Annotated in this window: 17 protein-coding genes; all 17 read right to left on the bottom strand. The window is 39.9% G+C overall.

Annotated features, from left to right (window positions below):
* Window positions 1–220 precede the first annotated feature (220 nt).
* A complete protein-coding gene (locus BANA01_RS13695) occupies window positions 221–2,029 on the bottom strand; it encodes an ABC transporter ATP-binding protein (RefSeq protein ID WP_063253511.1) in 1,809 nt (602 codons plus the stop codon).
* Between the two features lie 8 nt (window positions 2,030–2,037).
* Window positions 2,038–3,792 (bottom strand): ABC transporter ATP-binding protein, encoded by a 1,755-nt coding sequence (locus tag BANA01_RS13690; protein WP_063253514.1) that lies wholly within the window; start codon window positions 3,790–3,792, stop codon window positions 2,038–2,040.
* 215 nt (window positions 3,793–4,007) lie between these two features.
* A complete protein-coding gene (locus tag BANA01_RS13685; RefSeq protein ID WP_235847139.1) occupies window positions 4,008–6,674 on the bottom strand; it encodes an endo-beta-N-acetylglucosaminidase in 2,667 nt (888 codons plus the stop codon).
* Between the two features lie 667 nt (window positions 6,675–7,341).
* Entirely contained in the window at window positions 7,342–7,983 is a 642-nt protein-coding gene (locus BANA01_RS13680) for a YesL family protein (RefSeq protein ID WP_063253510.1), read from the bottom strand.
* Window positions 7,984–8,059: 76 nt separating this feature from the next.
* Entirely contained in the window at window positions 8,060–8,929 is an 870-nt protein-coding gene (locus BANA01_RS13675; protein ID WP_063253509.1) for a metallophosphoesterase family protein, read from the bottom strand.
* A gap of 93 nt (window positions 8,930–9,022) precedes the next feature.
* Window positions 9,023–10,639 (bottom strand): extracellular solute-binding protein, encoded by a 1,617-nt coding sequence (locus BANA01_RS13670; protein WP_063253508.1) that lies wholly within the window; start codon window positions 10,637–10,639, stop codon window positions 9,023–9,025.
* 15 nt (window positions 10,640–10,654) lie between these two features.
* Entirely contained in the window at window positions 10,655–11,512 is an 858-nt protein-coding gene (locus tag BANA01_RS13665) for a carbohydrate ABC transporter permease (protein WP_063253512.1), read from the bottom strand.
* 37 nt (window positions 11,513–11,549) lie between these two features.
* Window positions 11,550–12,446, bottom strand: a complete 897-nt coding sequence (locus tag BANA01_RS13660) for an ABC transporter permease (protein WP_082799518.1) — start codon at window positions 12,444–12,446, stop codon at window positions 11,550–11,552.
* A gap of 110 nt (window positions 12,447–12,556) precedes the next feature.
* Window positions 12,557–13,708, bottom strand: coding sequence for a Gfo/Idh/MocA family protein (locus BANA01_RS13655; RefSeq protein ID WP_034674099.1), 1,152 nt, complete (start codon window positions 13,706–13,708; stop codon window positions 12,557–12,559).
* Window positions 13,709–13,958: 250 nt separating this feature from the next.
* Window positions 13,959–15,017, bottom strand: coding sequence for a LacI family DNA-binding transcriptional regulator (locus BANA01_RS13650; RefSeq protein ID WP_034674101.1), 1,059 nt, complete (start codon window positions 15,015–15,017; stop codon window positions 13,959–13,961).
* 1,118 nt (window positions 15,018–16,135) lie between these two features.
* Window positions 16,136–16,258 (bottom strand): hypothetical protein, encoded by a 123-nt coding sequence (locus tag BANA01_RS30600; RefSeq protein WP_268875086.1) that lies wholly within the window; start codon window positions 16,256–16,258, stop codon window positions 16,136–16,138.
* Between the two features lie 237 nt (window positions 16,259–16,495).
* Complete coding sequence (gene manA, locus BANA01_RS13645; RefSeq protein ID WP_034674105.1) at window positions 16,496–17,440, bottom strand: mannose-6-phosphate isomerase, class I; 945 nt, start codon at window positions 17,438–17,440, stop codon at window positions 16,496–16,498.
* Between the two features lie 21 nt (window positions 17,441–17,461).
* On the bottom strand, window positions 17,462–18,355 hold the full coding sequence (locus BANA01_RS13640; RefSeq protein WP_034674107.1) for an ROK family protein: 894 nt from the start codon (window positions 18,353–18,355) through the stop codon (window positions 17,462–17,464).
* A 104-nt stretch (window positions 18,356–18,459) separates the two neighbouring features.
* Window positions 18,460–19,101: an endonuclease/exonuclease/phosphatase family protein gene (locus BANA01_RS13635; RefSeq protein ID WP_052106321.1), complete on the bottom strand. Its 642-nt coding sequence runs from the start codon at window positions 19,099–19,101 to the stop codon at window positions 18,460–18,462.
* A 17-nt stretch (window positions 19,102–19,118) separates the two neighbouring features.
* The gene (locus tag BANA01_RS30595) at window positions 19,119–19,253 is read right to left on the bottom strand and encodes a hypothetical protein (protein WP_268875084.1); all 135 of its coding nucleotides are present in this window, start codon (window positions 19,251–19,253) and stop codon (window positions 19,119–19,121) included.
* A 21-nt stretch (window positions 19,254–19,274) separates the two neighbouring features.
* Complete coding sequence (locus BANA01_RS13630) at window positions 19,275–20,510, bottom strand: MFS transporter (protein WP_052106322.1); 1,236 nt, start codon at window positions 20,508–20,510, stop codon at window positions 19,275–19,277.
* Window positions 20,511–20,694: 184 nt separating this feature from the next.
* Complete coding sequence (locus BANA01_RS13625) at window positions 20,695–21,600, bottom strand: ROK family protein (RefSeq protein ID WP_034674109.1); 906 nt, start codon at window positions 21,598–21,600, stop codon at window positions 20,695–20,697.

The raw sequence follows: 21,600 nt of genomic DNA, 5'->3' as shown, positions 1-21,600 counted from the left end.
AGACTATGGACTAACACTCTTGCGGCACCTAAGATTAGTACCAAGTTCACAGATATGCTCAAGATTTTAGTTGAAAGAACAAAAAGACGATTCGAGGAAGACCGAATCGTCTTTTTGCTTTGACTTCATTTCTACTCCTCTAAATACTGGAGTTTTGTGTGAACATCCACCAATCATGTCAATTACTTGATGACGAAAAAACGAGCAGAAAGAAACGGATTTAGATCTTATATTGCGCCCTTACCAATTCATAGTAAACCCCTTGCTTCTCCATTAATTGCTCATGATTTCCCTGCTCCAGGATTTTCCCGTGGTCTAGGACAATGATCTTATCAGCTTCTCTAATAGTTGAGAGCCTATGCGCAATCATAATCGCTGTTCTTCCTTTTAATAAAGTCCTTAGGGCATTTTGTATCTTTACTTCCGTCTCTGTATCAATACTGGCAGTTGCTTCATCAAGGATAAGGATTTTCGGATACGCTAGGAGTGCCCTCGCGAAGGAGAGCAGCTGGCGTTCACCAACAGACAGAATATTCCCCCGCTCTTCAACCTCTGTTTGATAGCCATTGGAAAGCTTAGTTATGAATGTATCCGCCCCTACTGCTTTTGCTGCGGCAATTACTTCTTCATCACTCGCCCGCGGGTTCCCAAACCGAATGTTTTCCATAATAGTCCCTGAAAAGATAAATGTATCCTGCAGGACCACGCTAATTTGTGAACGAAGATTTGCAATAGACAGTTCTTGAATCGGATGGTTATCAATTTTGACCACACCTGCAGTCGCATCATAAAATCGGCTGACTAAATTCGCAATGGTCGTCTTTCCAGAGCCCGTGTGTCCAACAAGAGCTACTGTCTGACCCGCTTTGATAGAAAAAGAAATGCCGTTTAACGCTTTTCGTTCTGCGTTATAGGAGAATTCTACATCCTCAAAATCAATATTTCCCTCGATGGAGGGAAGTACCAACGGCTTAGCAGCCTCTGCCACAATCGGTCGTTCATCTAAAAACTCAAATATCCGCTCAGATGACGCCATTCCAATCAAAAGCTGGTTATACAACTGACCCATTCTGGATATTGGCTCCCAGAACATTCCTAAATAAAAGGCAAAGGAGACAAATTCGCCAATGGTACATTCCCCGTTCATGATAAGAACCGCCCCATACCAGATGAGTATAGCTGTACCGATAGCATTTGTTATTTCAACAAATGGGCCAAACATGGCATTTTTCCGGACCGCTTGCTGCCAAGTTACGAAGTTATCTTTATTCATTTCCTTAAAGAATTGGTTGTTTTCTGATTCTTGAGTAAATGTCTGCGTAACGCGAATGCCTTGAATACTTTCATTTAAATGTGAGTTTATCTTTGACTGGATTAAACGCACCTGTTGCCAAGACAAGCGGATTTTTTTACGCAGGTTTGTAGAGATGAAAAACATGATCGGCAGGATGACCATGATAGCAATCGTAAGTTTCGCATTGATTGAAAACAAAATAAAAATAGTTGCAACCAATAAGAGAATATCTGTTAATAGATTAATAACCCCGTTTGTAAACAACTCCTGCAGGGAGTTAATGTCATTCATAATCCTCACAAGAATAGACCCGGCTGAGCGCTGGTCAAAGAATCGGTGGGATAGGGACTGTACATGTGTAAATAAGTGTTTACGCAAATCATAAATGACATTTTGCCCCAGCTGGTTCATCCAGCGGATCCTTAATGCATTGACGATATAGGACAATACATATAACCCGGTAATGATAGATACAAGCTGAATTAATAGAGTTGTATCTTTTTCAATAAGGGCGCGGTCAAGAGTATACACCCCAATCAAAATAGGAATAAGCAGGCGGATCGCTGCTGAAATGATTACGGTCATGAACGAGAGCGGCAGTAAATTCTTTGCATATGGTTTTATATATTGTAATAACCGCCACATTTGTTTCCAGTTAAATGATTTATCAATCACCTGATCCTGCGAGTAGTGAAACCGCTCCAATATCTGTTTATTCCTCTGAATCTCTCTCATATTTTCACCTACCTTGCTGCCTTTTGCATAATAGTCTTTTGGTCTTGATACTGAATATCATAAATTCTTCGATATGCTCCATTACTGGCTAGAAGCTGCTCATGTGTTCCTCGTTCAACAATGCTTCCGTTGTCCAAGACCAAGATTTCATCTGCATGCTGCAGCGAAGAAATACGGTGGGCAATAATAAAGGTTGTTCTCCCCTTCATGACTTCTTGAAGTGCTTGTTGAATGTGAAATTCTGTTTGCATGTCTACAGCGCTTGTTGCATCATCTAAGATGAGAATGCTTGGATTCGTACAGATGGCCCGGGCAATGGCAATCCGCTGCTTTTGCCCTCCAGAAAGACCCATTCCTCTCTCCCCTAGCATCGTGTTATATCCATCTGGGAGCTCCATAATAAATCCATGAGCGTCGGCACGTTTAGCAGCGTCAATAATTTCTTCTATTGATGCCTCCGGATTCCCATATGCAATATTAGCTTTAACCGTTGATGAAAAGAGAAAGGTCTCCTGCAATACTACTCCAATCTGAGATCTTAAGGTTTTTAACCCATATTCCTTAATTGGACGGCCATCGATTAGAATATCCCCGCTTGTCGGTTCGTAAAAGCGTGACAGAAGCTGGATGATACTGGTTTTTCCAGCACCTGTGGCCCCAATTAAACCTATGGTTGAACCAGAAGGTGCATTGAAACTGATCTGACAGAGAGCATGTGTATCCTCATTTTGATACTGAAAGGTTACATTTTGAAATGCAACATCACCATCAATTTTTTCGGAGCTCCTTACATCTTCTTCATCAAAAATGGTTTCCTCGGCTTCTAAAATTTCTAAGAGCCTCTCACCGGAAGCCTTTGCCTGAGAAAACATATTAATAGTGAAACCGAGATGCATAATCGGCCATAAAATATACCAAATCAGGCTGTAAAATGCGACTAGTTCACCTGGTTTTAAGCTGCCATTGATGACTTGATAGCCACCGAAACCTAGTAATAGTACAACTGAAATATTTCCAATCAACTCCATCAGCGGGAAGTACTTCGCCCAAATGGAAGCCGTATAAAGCTGTTTGCTTCTGTAGTCTTGATTGGACTGATTAAACCGTTCAATCTCCACCTGTTCTTTGGATAAAGCTTTAACGGTATGTATGCCGCTGATATTTTCTTGTACCTTTGTATTTAAGCGCCCAAATGATTCGCGAATTCCACGAAAAGCAGGATGTACAGCCTTGTCGAATTTGTACACTGCAATGCTAATAAACGGTAAAGCCATAATGGTAACCAACGTGAGGGACACAGAATAATACAACATTACACATAAACTGGCTCCGACTACAATGACAAAACGCAGAACCTCCGCAAATCCGAATGATACAAAAAAACGAAATCCTTCAACATCCGCTGTTAAGCGTGACATTAAATCTCCTGTCTTTGCATTATCATAGTAACTGAATGACAGTCGCTGCAATTTCTCATACAGAGCGTTTCGCAAACTGTACACGGATTTTATGCCAAACATATCCGCTAAATAATGCTGAATGAAGGCCGACAATCCTTTGACTGCCATCACCGCGATAAATCCTAAGGAAATCCAAGGCACCCAGCTATATTGTCCGCCTAAAACTACTTCATCAATGGTCAACTGCAAAATAATCGGATAAACAACCGTAATCCCTGCCATAATCATTAAAAAGAGCGTTGACCAGATGAAATCCTTTTTATAAGGAAGATAGAAGGACTTTAACTTTTTAAAAACAGACATTGCTTCCTCCTCTTTAAGATAAAATTTCATACCTTTAATCATATAATGAAAACTCCAAATTTATTTCGATATTTTAATATTTCAGCTTCCGAAATTTCAACAATATTAAACTTGGCTATTAATTGCTTTTTCTACGTAAGGGTCAACATTAAAAAAGGGATAGTCCCCCGCTGGATAAAAGCAGCGAAGGACCAACCCTTTACAGCTATTAACAACTATTTTTGAAATCCATGAACCTCGAAATCATAAATTCTAGCAGCTTGGTCGCTGCCTTGTGTTGGCTTGTCAGTCCATAATCGGACATAGCGTGCATTCGTCAAGGTAATGCTGTGTTCTGAGACAGCTGCTGTATTATCTGTTACCCTCACTGCCTCTGTCCAGTTTTCACCATCCGTACTTACTTCAATTCTAAATGCCTGGGTATTAAAGGCACCCGGCTCCCCGCCAGCTTGTGCGTGATGAACAACAAATTTTGAAATAGCATATTGACTGCCAAGATCCACCTTTAACCAATGAGGCGCATCCCCTAATGCGCACCATTTACTTTTTACGTTCCCGTCAAAAGCATATTGTGCCGCTTCACTCGGAGCACATTGTCCACTCGCAATGGCCATCTTATTCAACGCAATATTTTTAATATCCTTTGCTGCTTCGGAAATGGTAATCATCGCTTCCTTTGTCAGGACACTTTCACCTTCACTGTTTTTCGCAATTAGGGTAACAGGATAAACGCCTTCTTTCTCATAGATGACAACCGGGTTTTCCTCCATGCTCACAGATGGTGTTCCACCTTCAAAATGCCATTCCACTGCGTCCGTTACCTCCGAAGATGTGTTGAAAAATTGAATCTTCTCTCCCGGTGCCGCTACCGTTTGATCAGTCCGGAAATCTGCTTCTGGCTTTGGATATGGCGGCCATTCAAACTTAACAGCCGCAGGCTTGCTTCGTTTGAATTCTTTGTTCACCGCAACAATTTCTAAATTGGTGATAGTTTCTTTCCCATCCCGCTTTAAATTGGAAAGGTAATACACATGATTCGGCGTAGCACCGACAAATTCCTTCTCATTGTTTGGCAGCGTCCGGTAAATTTCATAGTGACTCACATCGGAATCAGACGGTTCCCAAATAAGCGCGGCATCTGCATAAATTCCTTTGGTAAACTCAATCTTACTTACCCTTCCCTGCTTTGGAGAATGAATAGCATGAGGCTTCTCTTGCTTGTTATAAACCTTAATTTCTCCAATATTTGTTGTAAAGTCTTTCACCTCGTTGTCACTTTCAATTAATAGCGAGATGGCTGCAATGTTTTTACCGCTAAATTTTTTCAGTTTAACCGTCTCGGTTATCCATTGATTATGACTTTGTTTTTTCACATCGAAATAGATAAATTGATTAGGTGTGTCGGTAAAACTGATCCCAAGCTTCATGTTTGGCTTTTTCAAATCTGTCTTGTATGTCAAGGCGATTTCCGTTTCCTTTTGAATCGGCAGATTGGTTTTATAAAGTTTAATATGTGTTGGATTGTTTGCATCAATAGCACCTGAAAGCTTTAATGAGCTTCCGCCGTAATAAGAAGTTTCCCAATCAAAATCAACGCCAACAGCTTGTCCGCCCTCTTTCAGCCAGCGCCAGGTCGGCAGAATATCCTGAAGACTGCGGTTATTCCATGACTGTTCGCTTACCTGTTTCCCATCAACAGCGAAAAACTTCCCGCTGCCTGTATTAAAATGAGTGACGAATGGCAATTTCTCAATGGCGGTTTTGGCTGTGAAATAATGTGCCATTCCTTTCCACGCACCGTTATCATTTGTTGACGCAGGATTTGCGGATTTGCCAACCCAGAATTCATTTTCCTTTTGATAAAACTGTTCCATTGTTTCAGATGTTTTAAACGCCCAGTCCGGACGATAAATGCCTAAAGATGTTACTGGTGCCTTGCCCTCAGGGAGGATTCCCTGCCATGGAATATTTGTGCTTGTTCCTTTCGCTTCCACATCAATCCCTGTAAACAAGTCATATGGGCTTCTGCCGAGTTCTTTCGCTTTTGCAGCGGATGATTGTTGATCACGCCACCAAAAGTTTAAAAACATGCTGTCAGAAACACGTTTGTTGCCATCCTGTAAAAAGCTGCTATTTTTATCCGTTAAAGCATTTTGCCAATCAATCTGTCCGTCCTTCGTCATCGAATCGTACCACATAATGTGCATATCTTTCTGTTTATGTTTTTGAAGATACACTAGGAATTCCTGCATTTTTTCAGCAGTCTGAGCGTTTCCGCCTTCGGTTTCTTGGTTAATGAACCAGCCGTCAAACCCATAGTAGTTTGCAACTTCTAACAGTTTGTCCGCTGCAGGGAAGGATCCATCTGCCTGCTGAGCAAGCATTTGGCTGACCCATTCAGCCTTTCCGCCATAAACAGCAGGAGGGAAGAAAACGTTTCCTAAAATCGGTACGCCGTTTTTATGGGCAGCGTCAATCACATCTGCACTTGGCGGCACAATAATACCTTCACCGGCAGAGCCAGCCCAATACACCATGAGATCAACGTACTGCCAATAACTAAAGGTATTTGCATAAAAATCCTTCCCGCCTTGAGAAGGCACCCCGCTCGTCGTAGGGTTTAAGGCAGACAAAGCCACTAACTTTGCATCAGATTGTGCATGTTCATTGATTTGGTATAACACTTCCCGGTTGGCTAGTGGAATCTGGCTGCGGTTATACACAGCGCTTGGATCCTTCTCTGGAGTCCAGTTTAATAGTTGTTCAGGATACCAGTAAGATGATTCTGGTTGTTTCGCAAAGCTTGCATTCGGCCATAACAGGATGAAACACAAGCCGAAAAAGGCAGCCATCAACAATTGGCTTTTCTTCCAATCAATCATTTTCCATCTCTCCTATTCTAGTTTTTATATTGAAGCTTTTTTGAGCGAGCTTCCTTCTACCTTTTCAACCCAATTAAGATATGGGTAGCGCTGTCATTTTTTCGAATACTCTATCAATCCACTTTTCCCTACAATATTCCGAACCGTATGCTCCGTCAATGGACTAGAAAAATGTAATAAGGTTTTTCCACCCTTTCTATAATTAGTTCATTGGAAATTGCTTCAATACAGAAATAATGGAATTTGAAAAAATGTTGCACTACTGCGGAATACTGGCAAGACAAAGCAGATTTGAGAGATTAGGATAGGAGATACCAGGTCGGAGGAATCTATATTGTCGAAGATGGCACCAAGTCTTCTTGGACTGAAACTTGTATATACCTAGTACATCTATTAAAGGACTAATCCTTCAATAATAAATATTTAAAGCGTCATGAGTATACTAAAGACCCTAGTTCCTTTTTATTCAATCGATACAAAAGTAAATCTGCACAATATTGTTTGTATTTTTTCTGTTTCCGTACGGACAAGGGTCATCACTCTTTGGCATTTCCCCTTTAAAATAGCACTCCGCATTCTTCCGAAATAAGCGTGCCCTGTAAAATTTTTAGCATAAATCTCCTATATGTAATAGATGCAAATGCTGAAATATCCAGAAAACTTCAAATTAAATGTGTTTTTGCCGAATAGCTTTCCTCTCATCCTTAAGTGTAAATACCTTCATTGAAATCCACATGGAAAGACATGAAATCGGACCTATACTTAAGAAGGGAATCAACCCTGGGACAGTTTTAAATAATAGCAATAAAAGATAAAATCCAATGACCATAAGAAGGGTATGAAAAGGAAATGAAACACCCATTAATAATGAAATACTAAAGTATCTGCTGAATCGATTTTCAATATGAACATATACCGGAATAATATAAAGCATCAGGACGATAAACAATATACTAGCCATTATCACAAGAATAAGGAGACACCAATAGATTACTCCATGAGAAAAACGGATAAGGGAAAAATTCATATATAATAAAAAGCCCATAATAGATAGAATCAGACCTAATCCGTTTGCTTTCCAAAACTCCTTTCGAAAAGTAGTCCAATAAACACTTGTATAGGACTTATTATCTTCATTTCCGAGCATCCATCTTCGAATTACAGTGAATAGACCAACCGTGGCGGGCATAAAACCAAGTATTAATCCGCCGCAAAGTGAAAATAGTATCCAAAGCAGTTGAAACTGCATCAATCTCATGACCTTTTCAGCAAGTTGATAAAAACCGTTTATTAAGCTGATACTTCTCACTGTTTTTCCCCATTTCTATAATTGGAGCAAGGCAATGATCCGTTCCGCTCCCCTTTTATCATCGCCCTTTTGTTTGCTAAGCTCCATTCATTGTAATATTCAATTGGTACTCCTGAATCCACCTTTTATTTGTGAAATCACGTCCCCTGATCGATACGCGGTCTGCGAATACTTCTACATATAATCCCTGACTTCCTTCTTCATCAATGACCGTTTCTCCACCTTTTCCGTCGGGCCCATATGTATTATACACAGCACCCGTATTAATCATTTTAAAGGGAGTTTCGACAAACGTGTTCGGAAAGCGAAGATCAAAATGAGAATGCCCGGAAAAGAAGAATACATCTTTCATCTGAGTCAAACGATTCACCAACCCTTGGTAGGCGATAATACTATTTTGATAGTATTCTAGATTTGTTCCATATAATGTAAAGGGAATCGGTTGATGTAAGAAAACAAAAACAGGTTGATGATGTTGTTTTATGTTTTCAATCTTGCCTTCTAACCAATTTATTTGTTCCATACTTAAGACCGCAGAATCTTTCGTAGGACTTCCAACAGGTCCCCAGCTTTCTGTTCCTAGAAATAAAAACGTACAATCATTTATTTCTTTCTGATAATAAACTTTTTCAAGACCACTGAACTCCAAAAAACGGCGGATGGAAGGTTCATTCCCGTCATTTTTAAAGAATTCATGGTTACCAATCGTGAAAAAAACATCCTCTGGATGGGGATTATTGTTTAAAATTTCTTGGAATTTGTCGTAACTTTCTTTCCTTCCATCGTTAATTAAGTCTCCATTAATAATTAATGATGAGGCATTCGCATCTATTTCGTTGAGGTCTTGTAAAGCACGTGCAAATTTTTGATGAGAAACTTCATTTTTAACTGTTAATTGAATATCACTTATGACAAAAAAGGAATTGATCGGTTTCTTCTTATACATCAAATCACCCCTAGTTACCTTTTTTCTCGCTGGACACTTGGCGAACAAGAATAAAATTGAAGCAAGAGACCATTCCCTTGCTTCACTAGTCTACTATTTTTTATATCGCTTATAAGCAGCTTCATAGATTTCCATATAGCGTTCTAGGTTCATTTTTTCCAATGTCTTCACGTAGTCGTCCCATTCGCTCATGGGCTTCTTGCCTGTAATGAAGCCTGCAGTCATTTCCGTCACATACGTGTTGATATCGGTTGAAAGGGTAGCCAGCTCACTTGACTCATCGACAGTGAAGTTAAAGTTTGGCCAAATATCACTTTGTTTAAGAGTAAGCGGCTCTGCCTTCTCAGCATTCGCTAATGTGGCATCGGACCCCTCGGCACCTTGGAAATACTTCTCTTTCACTACCCCTGGATAATATCCTCCAGGCCATGTCAAATATTTACTGATTGCTTGGTCAAGATTTAGTCCTTCAGGGTTTTTCGTGATTTCATCCGTATATTTGAATTCGCCATCCTTTTCCTCATACGTTACCCCTTCAAAGCCCATAAAGAACATTTTAATCCCTTCATCACCGTAAAAATGGTCAATCCAGCGAACACTCGCTTCTGGATTTTTGTTCTTATCCGTAATGACAAACATTCCTACATTCCCTAATGGTGAACCAATGGCTGTATTGATTCGATCCCCATTAGGACCTTCTAAGACAGGAGTGCCGATATAGCCATCTAAATTCAGCCATGTTTTCGGATCAATATCCGGCAGAACCCCAATGACCCCTTCCTGTGCGACAGCATTGAATCTTTCGGAGTCTGTAGTGAAGACTTCCTTATCTATCAACCCCTCTGTATACAATTTATTTACAAAGGTTAAAAGTTCCTTATATTCTTTTGAGGTGGGCTGGAATCTTAATTTCTCAGTTTTTGGATTTAAATCAATATGACCATTCGATGTGCCATGATTATTTAAACCAACAGATCCTTTAAGCCAATTAAGAATTGGGTTAATCCCATATGCTGAGCCAATTGGGACTTCATCGGCTTTGCCGTTACCATTTGGGTCGCCCTCTTTAAACTTTTTCAACACTGTGTAAAGTTCATCCCATGTTTTTGGTTCTTCCAAACTTAATTTCTTTAACCATTCCGATTGAATCCACGGAGTTCCAATAGACAACCCTTTAAAATTAGGATCATAGTAGGTTGGGAATCCATAAATGTTGCCATCCGCCATGGTAATTCCTTGCTTAACAAGCGGGTTTTCCTCCATAATCTTTTTCAAATTCGGAGCATATTTATCAATTAAATCATTCAGCGGCAGGAAAACACCTTGCTGACCGTATTTAATCAGGTCTGTTTTCGGCAGGGCTGCAGCAAATAATAATTCAGGATATTCCCCGCTTGCTAACATAAGATTTCGTTTTTCAGCTAATGCTTCTGTAGAAACTGTGGTCCACTTGATATGAATATTGCTCATTTTTTCATACTCATTCCAAAGCATAAGCTTATTCCAATCTTGCGAAGAATAAAATTTTGCTGCAAAGCCTTCCATTTCAATTTTCTTATTTGCGATTGGCATTCCCGTCTTATTTATATTCCCACTATCTTTTTTATTTTCCTTAACAGCCGTCTTCTCATTGTCACTGCACCCGCTCAATAAAACAGAAACAGCTAATGCACCTGTAAGTAAACTTGTTACAACCTTTTTCTTCTTCATTTGACATCCCCCTTATTAACCTTTAATAGACCCTACCATAAAACCTTTTACAAAATATCGCTGCAAGAATGGATAAAGCATCATCATTGGTAGGTTGGCTACAATTAAGACAGCATATTTCAACCCTTCAACACTTAATTTCTGCTTCAAAAAGGTTTCTGAAGTGGCTTTAATCATTTCATCCATTTCCCCTTTAATTAAAATTTCTCTTAATATTAACTGAAGTGGAAACTTTTCTTTATCTGATAGGTAGATTAATGCCTGAAAATAGGAATTCCAATGTCCGACTGCATAAAATAAAATCATAACGGCAATAACTGGCATCGAAAGCGGTAATACAATTTTAAGTAGAATCCGAATATTTCCGCAGCCATCAATTTGCGCGGATTCTTGTAACTCAAGCGGGATAGTCTCTTGAAAAAAGGTACGCATTATGATGATGTTCCAAACCGCAACTGCATTGGGAATCACCATTACCCAGAAGGAATCTATCATTCCAAGGTCACGAATAAGCAAGTAAGTGGGGATTAATCCACCGCCAAAGAACATCGTGAAGACAAAAATAGCCATTATGACGTTTCTTCCATAAAAATCTTTCCTAGATAACGGATAGGCCGCCATAATCGTCATGATCAGGTTAATCAGAGTTCCAATAGTTGTATATTTTAAGGTATTTAAAAATCCGTTGACAATATCTTTATTTTCAAAGACCTTCGTATAAGATTCCACATTGAAACCCTTTGGCCAAAGCCACATTTCTCCCTTTAAAATATAGATAGGATTACTGAAAGAAGCACTCACAACAAAATATAAGGGATACAAAACGAGCAATGCGATAATCGAAAGAAGCACGATATTCACATAGGAAAACATTTTATCTGATGTAGAATTCTGCAATCGCTTTCACCCCCTACCATAAGCTAGTATGATTGATTTTCTTTGCAATGGAGTTCACCATCACAAGCATAATGAAGTTAATAACTGAGTTAAATAATCCAACGGCTGCCGAGAAACTATATTGTGCATCCAAGATACCGCTGCGATAAACAAAGGTAGAGATAACATCGGAAGCGGACATATTCAGCGTGTTTTGCATTAAGAATACTTTTTCAAATCCAACCGACATAACAGAGCCTGCATTTAAAATGAAGAGGATGACAATTGTCGGCATAATCGCCGGAATATTAATATGCCAAATTCGCTGCAGCCTTGAAGCACCGTCAATCATTGCGGCCTCATGCTGGGAATGGTCAACAGCCGTAAGGGCCGCCAAGTAAATAATCGAGCTCCAGCCCATTGTTTGCCAAACATCCGATAAAACGTACATCGTTTTAAACCATGCGGGTTCCGTCATAAAATCGACCGGATTTCCGCCAACTAACGTAATGGCCTGATTGATTAAGCCGTCCGGCTTTAAGAAAAGGACCAACATTCCCACGATGACCACGGTTGATAAGAAGTGTGGAGCATAGATAACGGTTTGTACAAACTTTTTAAATTTGTCATTACGCACTTCATTCAGCATAAGGGCAATAATAATTGGAATAGGGAACGACACAGCTAGTGTATAAATTCCAATTCCCAATGTATTTTTAATAAGCCGCCAAAAATAATAACTATCAAAAAAGCGTTGGAAGTGCTTCATTCCAACCCATTCACTTCCCCAAATTCCCTTTGTGGCAATAAAATCCTTAAAGGCAATCTGAATTCCATACATTGGCAGATAATGAAAGACAATGAAATAAATAATGACTGGGGAAATCAATAAATAAAGATCCCAATTTTTGCGAAAAGATTTCTTTAACATTGTCCACTTTGACGGAGAGACTTCTTCTACTGCCGGTAGGATTTCAAATTGAATACTGTGTTTGTTTTCAACGATTTTTTCCAAACCTTCTCCTCCTTTAGTGGGAGTTACTAACATATATGTACCGTTGGTTCTTGGCTAATCTCGACAACCTTACCACCGGAACGAATCGATTCTGTTGCCGCACAGCCAACAGCGACACTCATTCTACCAGCAAACGGGGTGGTCAATGGCTGCTTGTTGTGCAGAACTAACTCGATAAAGTCTTGGCATATTTTCGGGTCTGCACCGCCGTGACTTCCTTCTTCCTTCTTCATGTCATAGGTGATGTCGCTAAATTCATGCCAACTATTAGATTTCCGTGTTTTGACAATAATTTTATCGTTTACATCATCGTTTTCTAAGCGCCCTTTTGTCCCTATAAAGGTATAATTTCTTGAATAATCCGGTGTGAAGTGACATTGCAGGTAAGAGGCCTTAATTCCACCTTCAAGCTCCATAATCAGCATATTGTTATCCTCAACATCAATTTCTTCCCTGAAAGCACATTGAGTAAAATAATTCAGAGTTGCCTCAGGACACGTATCTCTAATCTCACATTCAGGGCAAGTTAGGGTGTTAGGCTTATCACCGCCGAAGTAATCAAGGCTGCCAAAGGCAGAAACCTTTTTGGTGTATTTACCAGTAAGCCAGTGGATGACATCAAGATCATGCGAACCCTTTTGTAACAGTAGGGATGTGGTATTTTTAGCTGTTCCATGCCAGTCGTGATAGTAGAAGTAACCGCCGTATCCTACAAAGTGCCGAACCCAAACGGCTTTAAGATCTCCTATGACACCAGAGTCGATTATCTCTTTCATTGTTTGGTACATACTCATATAACGCATATTGAAACCAACCATCAAGTGTTTCCCAGCTTTCTTCGATTCCTCAATGATCCGGTCACAGCCTTCGACCGTAATGGCAAGCGGCTTTTCACAATAAACGTGTTTTCCAGCTCTTAGAGCAGCGATAGCATGTTCTTCATGTAAATAATCTGGTGATAAAATCGATACTGCGTCAATATCCTTACGAGCTAATAATTCATGATAATCTGTCGTAACAAAGGCATGTTCGTTCACTTCTTTTTGAAATTTTTCCAGTCTATCTTTCGAAACATCAGCAACACCTACAACCACTGATTTTCCGTCAGGCTTATGCCAGTACTTTGCAATTCCGCCTCGAAGTCCGGCACCAATTATGCCAAGTCTAACTGTTTCCATGTTTTTCACTCCTTATCAATTCAGAATATCTAATCAATCATGTGAAACAATATGTTCTTAACCACCCCCCTTTCTGTTTACTTCAACCATTTTCCAACCATTATCCAACCATTATCCATCTATTTTCCTAAATTTTTGTTTTAAATAGCTTTTTTCTTGTCCTAATTACTTAATTTAATAGGAATTCACGATGGTTTTCCGTAAATTCTCCAAAATTATGTGAGAACGTTTTCCGAATGGTCAAAAAAAATTACTTGCCTATACTGATTTTTGACGACTCACGAATGACCAACTCAAAAGGAATATGAATTTTAAGGGATAACCTTGTTTTCCCTTCAATCCTATCGATCACTGTTTTTGCTGCCAGCTCCCCCATTTCATACTTTGGAATATCAATCGTCGAAAGAGGTGGGGATGAGTACTTAGACATTTCAATATTATCAAGACCGATAAAGGCAATATCTTCTGGAATTTTTAAATTATATTTATTAACGGCCCTCATTGCGGCAATTGCCATCATGTCACTTGCACAAAACATCGCTGTGGGCAAATCATCGGAACACTCTTCTAACAGTTTTGCCATAATTTCATAGCTGCTGTCCATTGACCATTTAGTGTTACCCGTCCACTTTGGCTGAATGATTAAGCCAGCATTTTGCATCGCTTTAAGATAGCCTTTATATCGGCTTTCTTCTTGTAAATTCTCAAATTGTTCGCCAACACCTCCGCCAAGGAACCCTATCTTTTTATGGCCCTGTTGAATTAAATGCTCGACTGCCGTTATTCCTGCTGCCTCACCATCGAAATCAATTAAAGATATTTTCAATTTCGTAGTTGCATAACTAAAATCGATACCTACAATAGGTATGTGTTCTAAGGCATAATCTAAAATATCTTCATCGATTTTGTCGAATAATATAAGACCTTCTATCCCGGATTCATGGATCGTTTTATGAAGCAGCGGATCGTATTGAAGTTCCTCTTTATTAATGTTTATTAAGGTATATCCGGCATGGTCTACGTAATCACTAACACCATGAAGCATACTTGAATAGTAAGGGTACATTTCTATAATTTTATAATCCGCAACCCAGCCTATTTTCATGGTTCGCTTTCTATTTTTTTTCTGATTGTTCGTAACTAAATCTCTAGCATTTTGGTTTGGCGTATATCCTAATTCTTTTACAGCATCCCAAACTTTCTTTTTGGTTTCCGGATTTACATTTCGAGTCCGGTCGCTTTGGATGACCCTTGAAACAGTTGAAATGGATACACCAACATAGTCTGCAATATCTTTGAGTCTAACCATTAATAAATCCCTTCTTTTATGTAAGCAATTTCCTTCTATGTGACTGTAATATCTACATCCCAATGATAGTAAGAGCATTTGGTTTGGTAGAAGATTCCACCAGAAGGAGTCAACAGGTTGTTGGTACAAGTTTAAAATCACAAAAATTTAGCTGAATATTTTGATTAATTTGATTATACGTCTGACATTTAAATGTGTCAATCCACTAACTAGTAAAAATTCATAAAAAGGACGGAGCTATTGATCTAAGAGAATCAAATATTTCTCCACCATCATTCTACTCCTTCTATTTCAGTACAAACTGCTTATATACGGTCAAAACTATTTAATTATGAAAATCTGCCATAAGCATTTATGAATTAACGTGAATAGACTACCTTCCCTTGAATATGATCCTCTACTGCCACTGGCGTATACGAATGAATCACAATATGGTTCTGGCACTTGCCCGTCTTCATCAAAAATAATACTCATTTTGCTCTTTTAACAACGATGCTGAATTTTATAGTTCGCCTGTGGTCCAATGTTCATTACCTGCATAAACATTGGCTATTTACCCAGAGGTACCTTTACTCATATGATTTAGCGGACCTTAACCACAGAGCCATTACTTGGATTCCAAGAAAATTCACTCCGATACCAGCGCGAGTAGACAACTTTCTGATCGTGGGTTTTACTATTTTTGTAAAAAATTTTTTAAAACATTTTTTTAGGGGGATGACATTTGCCGAAAATCACGTTTATTGGTACGGGAAGTGCTATTTTTGTTAAAAATGTTCTATGAGACTGCCTCAACGAATACCCAAGACGATGTGAAAATCAAATCCGCGGCTGGAAGAATATGCGAGAATCCCTAACAAGAAATGCAAATCTAATCCACACACGTTCACATGAATATGGTTCTATAATCTTTGAATCCATGGAAACTAATATTCCATTTAAGTTCAGTGGCAATGTATTAAATTTGGGCGATAAAAGGACTAAAAAGATTCTTGCTTGGGCCATGAATGACAATCTATCGACCTAGTGGAATTATCGTTAAAAATAAAACAAGTACGTAACCTTGAAAAGGTGCCAGTACTCCGCCGCAAATAATGCAGCGAGTACTGGCACCTTCATTAGCTTTTTGAATCCAAATGACGTGTTGTTTCAGGACGAACTCTGCCGTGATGCGGCAAATGATCCCAAACAGCAATTCCACCGGCGCCAACAAAACCGTCTCTTACTTCAACATAGTCCATCCTTCAATTAACTTCTGTATTTATGTTAATTTTTTCGGACCTGAATATGTTGTTTTTTTAGGAGTATGTTGTTTATGATTTTCCAATGCTCCAAACATCTTGTTCCCAATCCACCTGATGGGATAGGCCATCATTGGTCCAGCAAAAAAGACAGTTAGCACCGGAAATATATATATAAACCGTCATTTAATAACGTGTTTAATAGGGTTGGGATCTTTACTTCTGTATTTACCATGTTTACGAATGTGATACAATCAATTCACAATTTCCGTTAATTTCAAACTCACCAAATCCAACAGGGACGATAAGATGTGTTCCTTTCTTCAAGACATATTGCTCCCCATTATGTACAAAAGACCCTTCACCTTTTACCACAGACAATAGCAAATATTGTTGATTAAAGGAGAATAAAGCTCTTCCATGAATCTCCCATTTATATACGGAGAAAAACTCAGAATCTACAAAAGTAGTTATTGTGACATTCTCCTGTTCCTGAAAACGAGGAGCAACCCCTGTATCTTGGTGAGGAATAGTTGTGACATCAATGGCCTTCTCTAAATGAAGTTCACGTAGATTCCCAGCAGAATCCTTACGGTCGTAATCATACACACGATAGGTTGTATCTGAGCTTTGCTGAGTTTCTAATACAAGCGTTCCTTCACATAAGGCATGAATGGTTCCACTCGGTACATAAAAAAAGTCACCTGGTTTAATTTTCACTCTACGAAGTAGTTCACTCCATTTTCCTTCCTTTAATTGCTGGACCAGCTCTTCTTTGGAAAGGGCATAATGGCCAAAAATCATGTCAGCGCCCTGCTTACAATCAAGGATATACCAGCATTCTGTCTTTCCTAATTCGCCATTTTCATTTACCATAGCATATTCATCATTTGGATGTACCTGTACAGATAAATCCATATTAGCATCCAAAATCTTTGTTAAAAGGGGAAAGACCTCTCCTTCGGGATTTCCAAATAATTCAGGGCGTTCCTTCCATAATTTATCCAAGGTCATCCCCTTGTAAGGTCCATTTACAATCATAGAAGGTCCATTAGGATGTGCCGAAATAGCCCAGCATTCTCCAGTATGTGGTGTAGGAATGTCATACTCAAATACCTCTTGTAAGGCCGTACCTCCCCAAATTCTATCTTTAAAGACTGGCTGTAAAAATAATGGTTCCAAATTCCCTACCTCCAAATAATATTATTTTCGATTTAAATAGTGAAACAGCGCACCTATTAAGTTGGCATCGTTGTCAAATTGGCAGGCTTCGACAGAAATAGTTAGTGTTGAGATGTCGTCCTTCAATCGTTTTAATTCCTGATTGATGCACTCAATCACTTCCGGCCGTTTGCTAATTCCCCCACCAATCAGAATTTTCTCCGGGTCAAGAGCGTATTTTATATTATAGATTCCAGCTGCCAGCTTTTTGTAGAATATCGTTATGCATTCATTGGCAATGGAGTCACCTTCTGCAGCCATCCGGAATACCTTCTCCCCATCCAAACTTCCTTTATCAAGAGACTTCCTCCGTTCAACTTCTTGAACGAGAGCATTGGTTGAAGCCACTTGACTCCAGGTTGACCGCATTGGATTGTTCAGCGGGTCGCCCATAATCATATAGCCAAATTCTCCCCCGTGAAGGGAAGCGCCGCGTATAATGGTTTGATTCATCACAATACTGCCGCCAATTCCCGTGCCAATAACAATGCAAATATAGTAATCTGTTTCTTTGGCAGCTCCGAGCCAGCCTTCTGCCAATGCGGCGCAGTTCGCATCATTTTCTATCGAAACGTCCAGACCTGTCCGTTCTTTTATCAAGTCTGTCATCGGTACACCGTGGATATAAGGAATAGCACTTGCTCCCCCAATATATCCGCTTTTCACATCCACTGCACCCGGAGAGCTTAGGGCAATCCCTTGAAAAACATAAGATTGTCGATACTGGGTAACAATTTCGGAAGTCTTTTGTAGAAAAGTTTCTAATCCTTCCTGAGGAGTAGGAACCTTCCCGCCTTCAAGCTTCATTCCTTGCTCATTCATTACCGCATATTTAATATACGTTCCTCCGATATCAAATACCATATAAGCCTTCATGTCCGCCCCCCTCTTGCTAAAACGCTGCTTGTTGTGTCAATAATGCTACCCCAGTACCTAAGGGGCATTCACCATTTCTGAAGTCATTCACTTCTATTAGTATTCTATTTCATGTACAATTTTGCGACGACAGGGTAGTGGTCACTTGGAAACCGGCCATTGGAATGATTGGCCACAATCCCTACAGACTCAACGATCATGTTACCTTGAACAAGGATCCAATCAATACGCTCTTTCCCGCCGTGAGGATCCCGAAAATCATTAAACGTTCCTAACTCTTCGTTATACCGCAAATTTGTCATATTCCAAGTATCTAAAAATGCCCCTACTGTTAAAAAGACTTCATACGGCTTCGTATTGATATTCTCGTTAAAATCACCTGTTACAATAATGGGGAGATTTGGATCAAATTCGTCTATTTTTTTAATTATTAATTGTGCACTTTTCACCCTTGCATTTGACGATTCATGGTCAAAATGTGTATTCATATGATAGAACTGGAGATTTGTCTTCACATCAACAAAGCGTGCCCAGGTCACCATCCGAGTGACAGGATTCCCCCAAGAAGTGGAGCCGATGACGTTAGGCGTTTCCGAAAGCCAGAAGTGATCGTACTCCATCACTTTAAAGCGATCCTTTTTGAAAAAGATGGCAGTGTATTCGCCCTTACTCCCTCCCTCTCTGCCAAGACCGACCCAGTCATATTCCGGTAACATGTCTGCCGCGTCATACACCTGATTAACCAAGCATTCCTGCATCCCTATTAAATTGGGGATTCAAGCTGAATAAGCTCTTTTATCATCTCTTTACGTTCTTCCCATGAATGAGGATGAGGCAGTATATCTGCTGCGTTTTTTATATTGTAAATCATTAGTTTAAGGATATTACTTCCAGTCATATTTTTCTCCCTTTCCTTTTTTTACTGCTTTTTCATTAGAACTGCCATACTGCCTTCCCTCTTAATTATGATGAACCAATGCACGGCAAGAGGAATGATGATGATACTGGTTAACCAATAGAGCGATTGAATTCCAAAGACATCAATCATTGCAAACCCTACCAATGGCCCTAATGCCGCCCCAATATCAGAAAAAAATGTATAAAAGGAAATGACCGTCACTTGATAGTGCCCTTCTGCCAAATCGGCAGCAATTGAATCACTCATCGTGATTAAGATGGTGGTTACCAGTTGAAATAACAATAACAGAGCGATAAAAAGAACCATTGGCAATTTCACGGGAAGCAGGCCCAAACAAAAAGCAGCAGCAAATATGGCGATAATTAAAATCGGAAGTCTTCCCCATTTTTGATCAGCCTTTCTGCCGAGATAGGGGGCAAGGAAAGGATCCCAGCCTGTCCTGAGGGCTTGAATGAAACCAGTTAAGGAGCCTGCCCCGATGGATATGCCTAGAATTAATACATTTTTATTTAGTTGCAATTCTATTAACTTACTTAATGATGAGGCAAAAACTCCATAAACGACAAAAGCAACCAATAACCCCGTTACAAGTGCGGATACAATTCGTTTATTTTGCCAAATCGAGAAATCCTTCGTTTTCTTCATTAGTCGGATGGGTCCGCGCTCCTTCGTGTTTTCGATAAATCGGAAAACAATCAGAATACTACAGGCAGCGAGGACCCCGAAAAGATTCGTTGCTGTTTGGATCCCAATAAGGTCTGCAAGTACGCCGCCAACCAGCATTCCAATTAATGTTCCAAGGCCCCATAGCCCGTTATATAAGCCGACATACTGACCTCTCGTTTTTGAATTGCTTGAAGAAAGGATTGTTAAATAGCCGCCAATCCGGAAAAGGGACCACGCAATCCCCCACATACATCGGGCAAATAAGAGCAGCCAAAAACCCTTTACTATACCGTAGGAAAACGTAGAGGCAGCTGCTAGTACAACAGCTACCATGATACACAAACGGTTCCCAAACCGTTCGTAACACCAACCTACAAGCGGATTAAGCGGGATCCTGATGATTCGATTAGCCGATAATAACATTCCAACCTGCCAGAGCGATGTCAGTCCAAAAAACTTCCAATATAATGGCATTACAATAAACAGCATTTCGTTTCCCAACAGACAAACAGCTGTTACAACAGCAATGGAGATAATTGGTTTCCTTGAAGGATTATTCAGATACGTCAATCCCTTCTACTAAGATTTCGAAGATTAATCGCTTGACGCCATGTTTAAAATATATTTCCTTTTAGAGCGGTGCACCAGCAATTTTAATGTAAATTACCTTTTCCAAGGACTTCCTTCGTTCAACTTCTTGAACGAGAGCGTTTGTTGAGGCCACTTGGCTCCAGGTTGATTGCAATGTATTGTTCTAAAACGCTGCTTGTTGTGTCAGTAAAGCCGCCCCTATCACACCTGCTTTTGTACCTAAGGAAGCATTCACCATTTCTACCTTATTCCGCAGCTGTGGATATAAGAAGTCATTCACTCTTTCAACAAGCAACGGCATAATGTAGTCCCTTGACTGCATCACTCCGCCTCCAAGTACAATAATATGCGGATCAACCGTATGAACAATGTTTGCAATCCCTTTTGCCAGGGAGGTAATCATTTGATCAACAATCTTCTGCGCTTCCTTGTCTCCGTTCATAGCCAGTGCGAATACTTCCCCTGCATGCCCTGTCAATCCAAGCTCTTCTATTCCACGTTTTTTCACCGCTGTCCCGCTAGCCAATGTTTCTAAAGCGCCAACATTCAAAGCATGGTGCGAAGGTCCGTCTGATTCCACAATGAGATTGCCTATTTCACCGGCACAAAAATTCGCACCTTGCAACAATTGCTTCCGGAAGACAAAGCCGCCGCCCACTCCCGTACTAACGGTAATATAGAAAACAGACTCTTTCCCTTTACCAGCGCCAATGATGGCCTCGGCAAGTGCGGCTGCATTTGCATCATTATCCAGGACAACTTTTTTCTGTAAAGCCTTCTCTAACATGTCTACTAATGGGATATTGTCCCACCCAGGCAAATTGTTTGGACTTAGGATTAAGCCTTTTTTCACATCTAAAGGACCAGGGGATCCGATTCCAATGGCAGCAATGTTTTGTTCCTGCATGATTTTCTCACAAAGCTGAATCATTTGATCAATGACATAATAAGGACCTTTTTCACTTTCTGTTTTTACATTTATTTCTTCCACCAGCTGGCCTTCAGATGTTACGACTGCGACCCTTAAATTTGTTCCCCCTAAATCAATCCCTAAAAGATACTTCTCCAT

This window comes from Neobacillus niacini NBRC 15566 (assembly GCF_001591505.1).
GTDB lineage: Bacteria > Bacillota > Bacilli > Bacillales > Cytobacillaceae > Neobacillus > Neobacillus niacini.
The sequence above is the reverse complement of the archived record's forward strand: the minus strand, read 5'-3'. Positions and strand labels throughout refer to the sequence as shown.

Coding starts and splice junctions, on each gene's coding strand:
- BANA01_RS13695 (WP_063253511.1), bottom strand. CDS start 2,029: ATGAGAGAGATTCAGAGGAATAAACAGATATTGGAGCGGTTTCACTAC.
- BANA01_RS13690 (WP_063253514.1), bottom strand. CDS start 3,792: ATGTCTGTTTTTAAAAAGTTAAAGTCCTTCTATCTTCCTTATAAAAAG.
- BANA01_RS13685 (WP_235847139.1), bottom strand. CDS start 6,674: ATGATTGATTGGAAGAAAAGCCAATTGTTGATGGCTGCCTTTTTCGGC.
- BANA01_RS13675 (WP_063253509.1), bottom strand. CDS start 8,929: ATGTATAAGAAGAAACCGATCAATTCCTTTTTTGTCATAAGTGATATT.
- BANA01_RS13670 (WP_063253508.1), bottom strand. CDS start 10,639: ATGAAGAAGAAAAAGGTTGTAACAAGTTTACTTACAGGTGCATTAGCT.
- BANA01_RS13665 (WP_063253512.1), bottom strand. CDS start 11,512: ATGTTTTCCTATGTGAATATCGTGCTTCTTTCGATTATCGCATTGCTC.
- BANA01_RS13660 (WP_082799518.1), bottom strand. CDS start 12,446: ATGTTAAAGAAATCTTTTCGCAAAAATTGGGATCTTTATTTATTGATT.
- BANA01_RS13655 (WP_034674099.1), bottom strand. CDS start 13,708: ATGGAAACAGTTAGACTTGGCATAATTGGTGCCGGACTTCGAGGCGGA.
- BANA01_RS13650 (WP_034674101.1), bottom strand. CDS start 15,017: ATGGTTAGACTCAAAGATATTGCAGACTATGTTGGTGTATCCATTTCA.
- BANA01_RS30600 (WP_268875086.1), bottom strand. CDS start 16,258: ATGGACTATGTTGAAGTAAGAGACGGTTTTGTTGGCGCCGGTGGAATT.
- BANA01_RS13640 (WP_034674107.1), bottom strand. CDS start 18,355: ATGAAGGCTTATATGGTATTTGATATCGGAGGAACGTATATTAAATAT.
- BANA01_RS30595 (WP_268875084.1), bottom strand. CDS start 19,253: ATGACTGGAAGTAATATCCTTAAACTAATGATTTACAATATAAAAAAC.
- BANA01_RS13625 (WP_034674109.1), bottom strand. CDS start 21,600: ATGGAGAAGTATCTTTTAGGGATTGATTTAGGGGGAACAAATTTAAGG.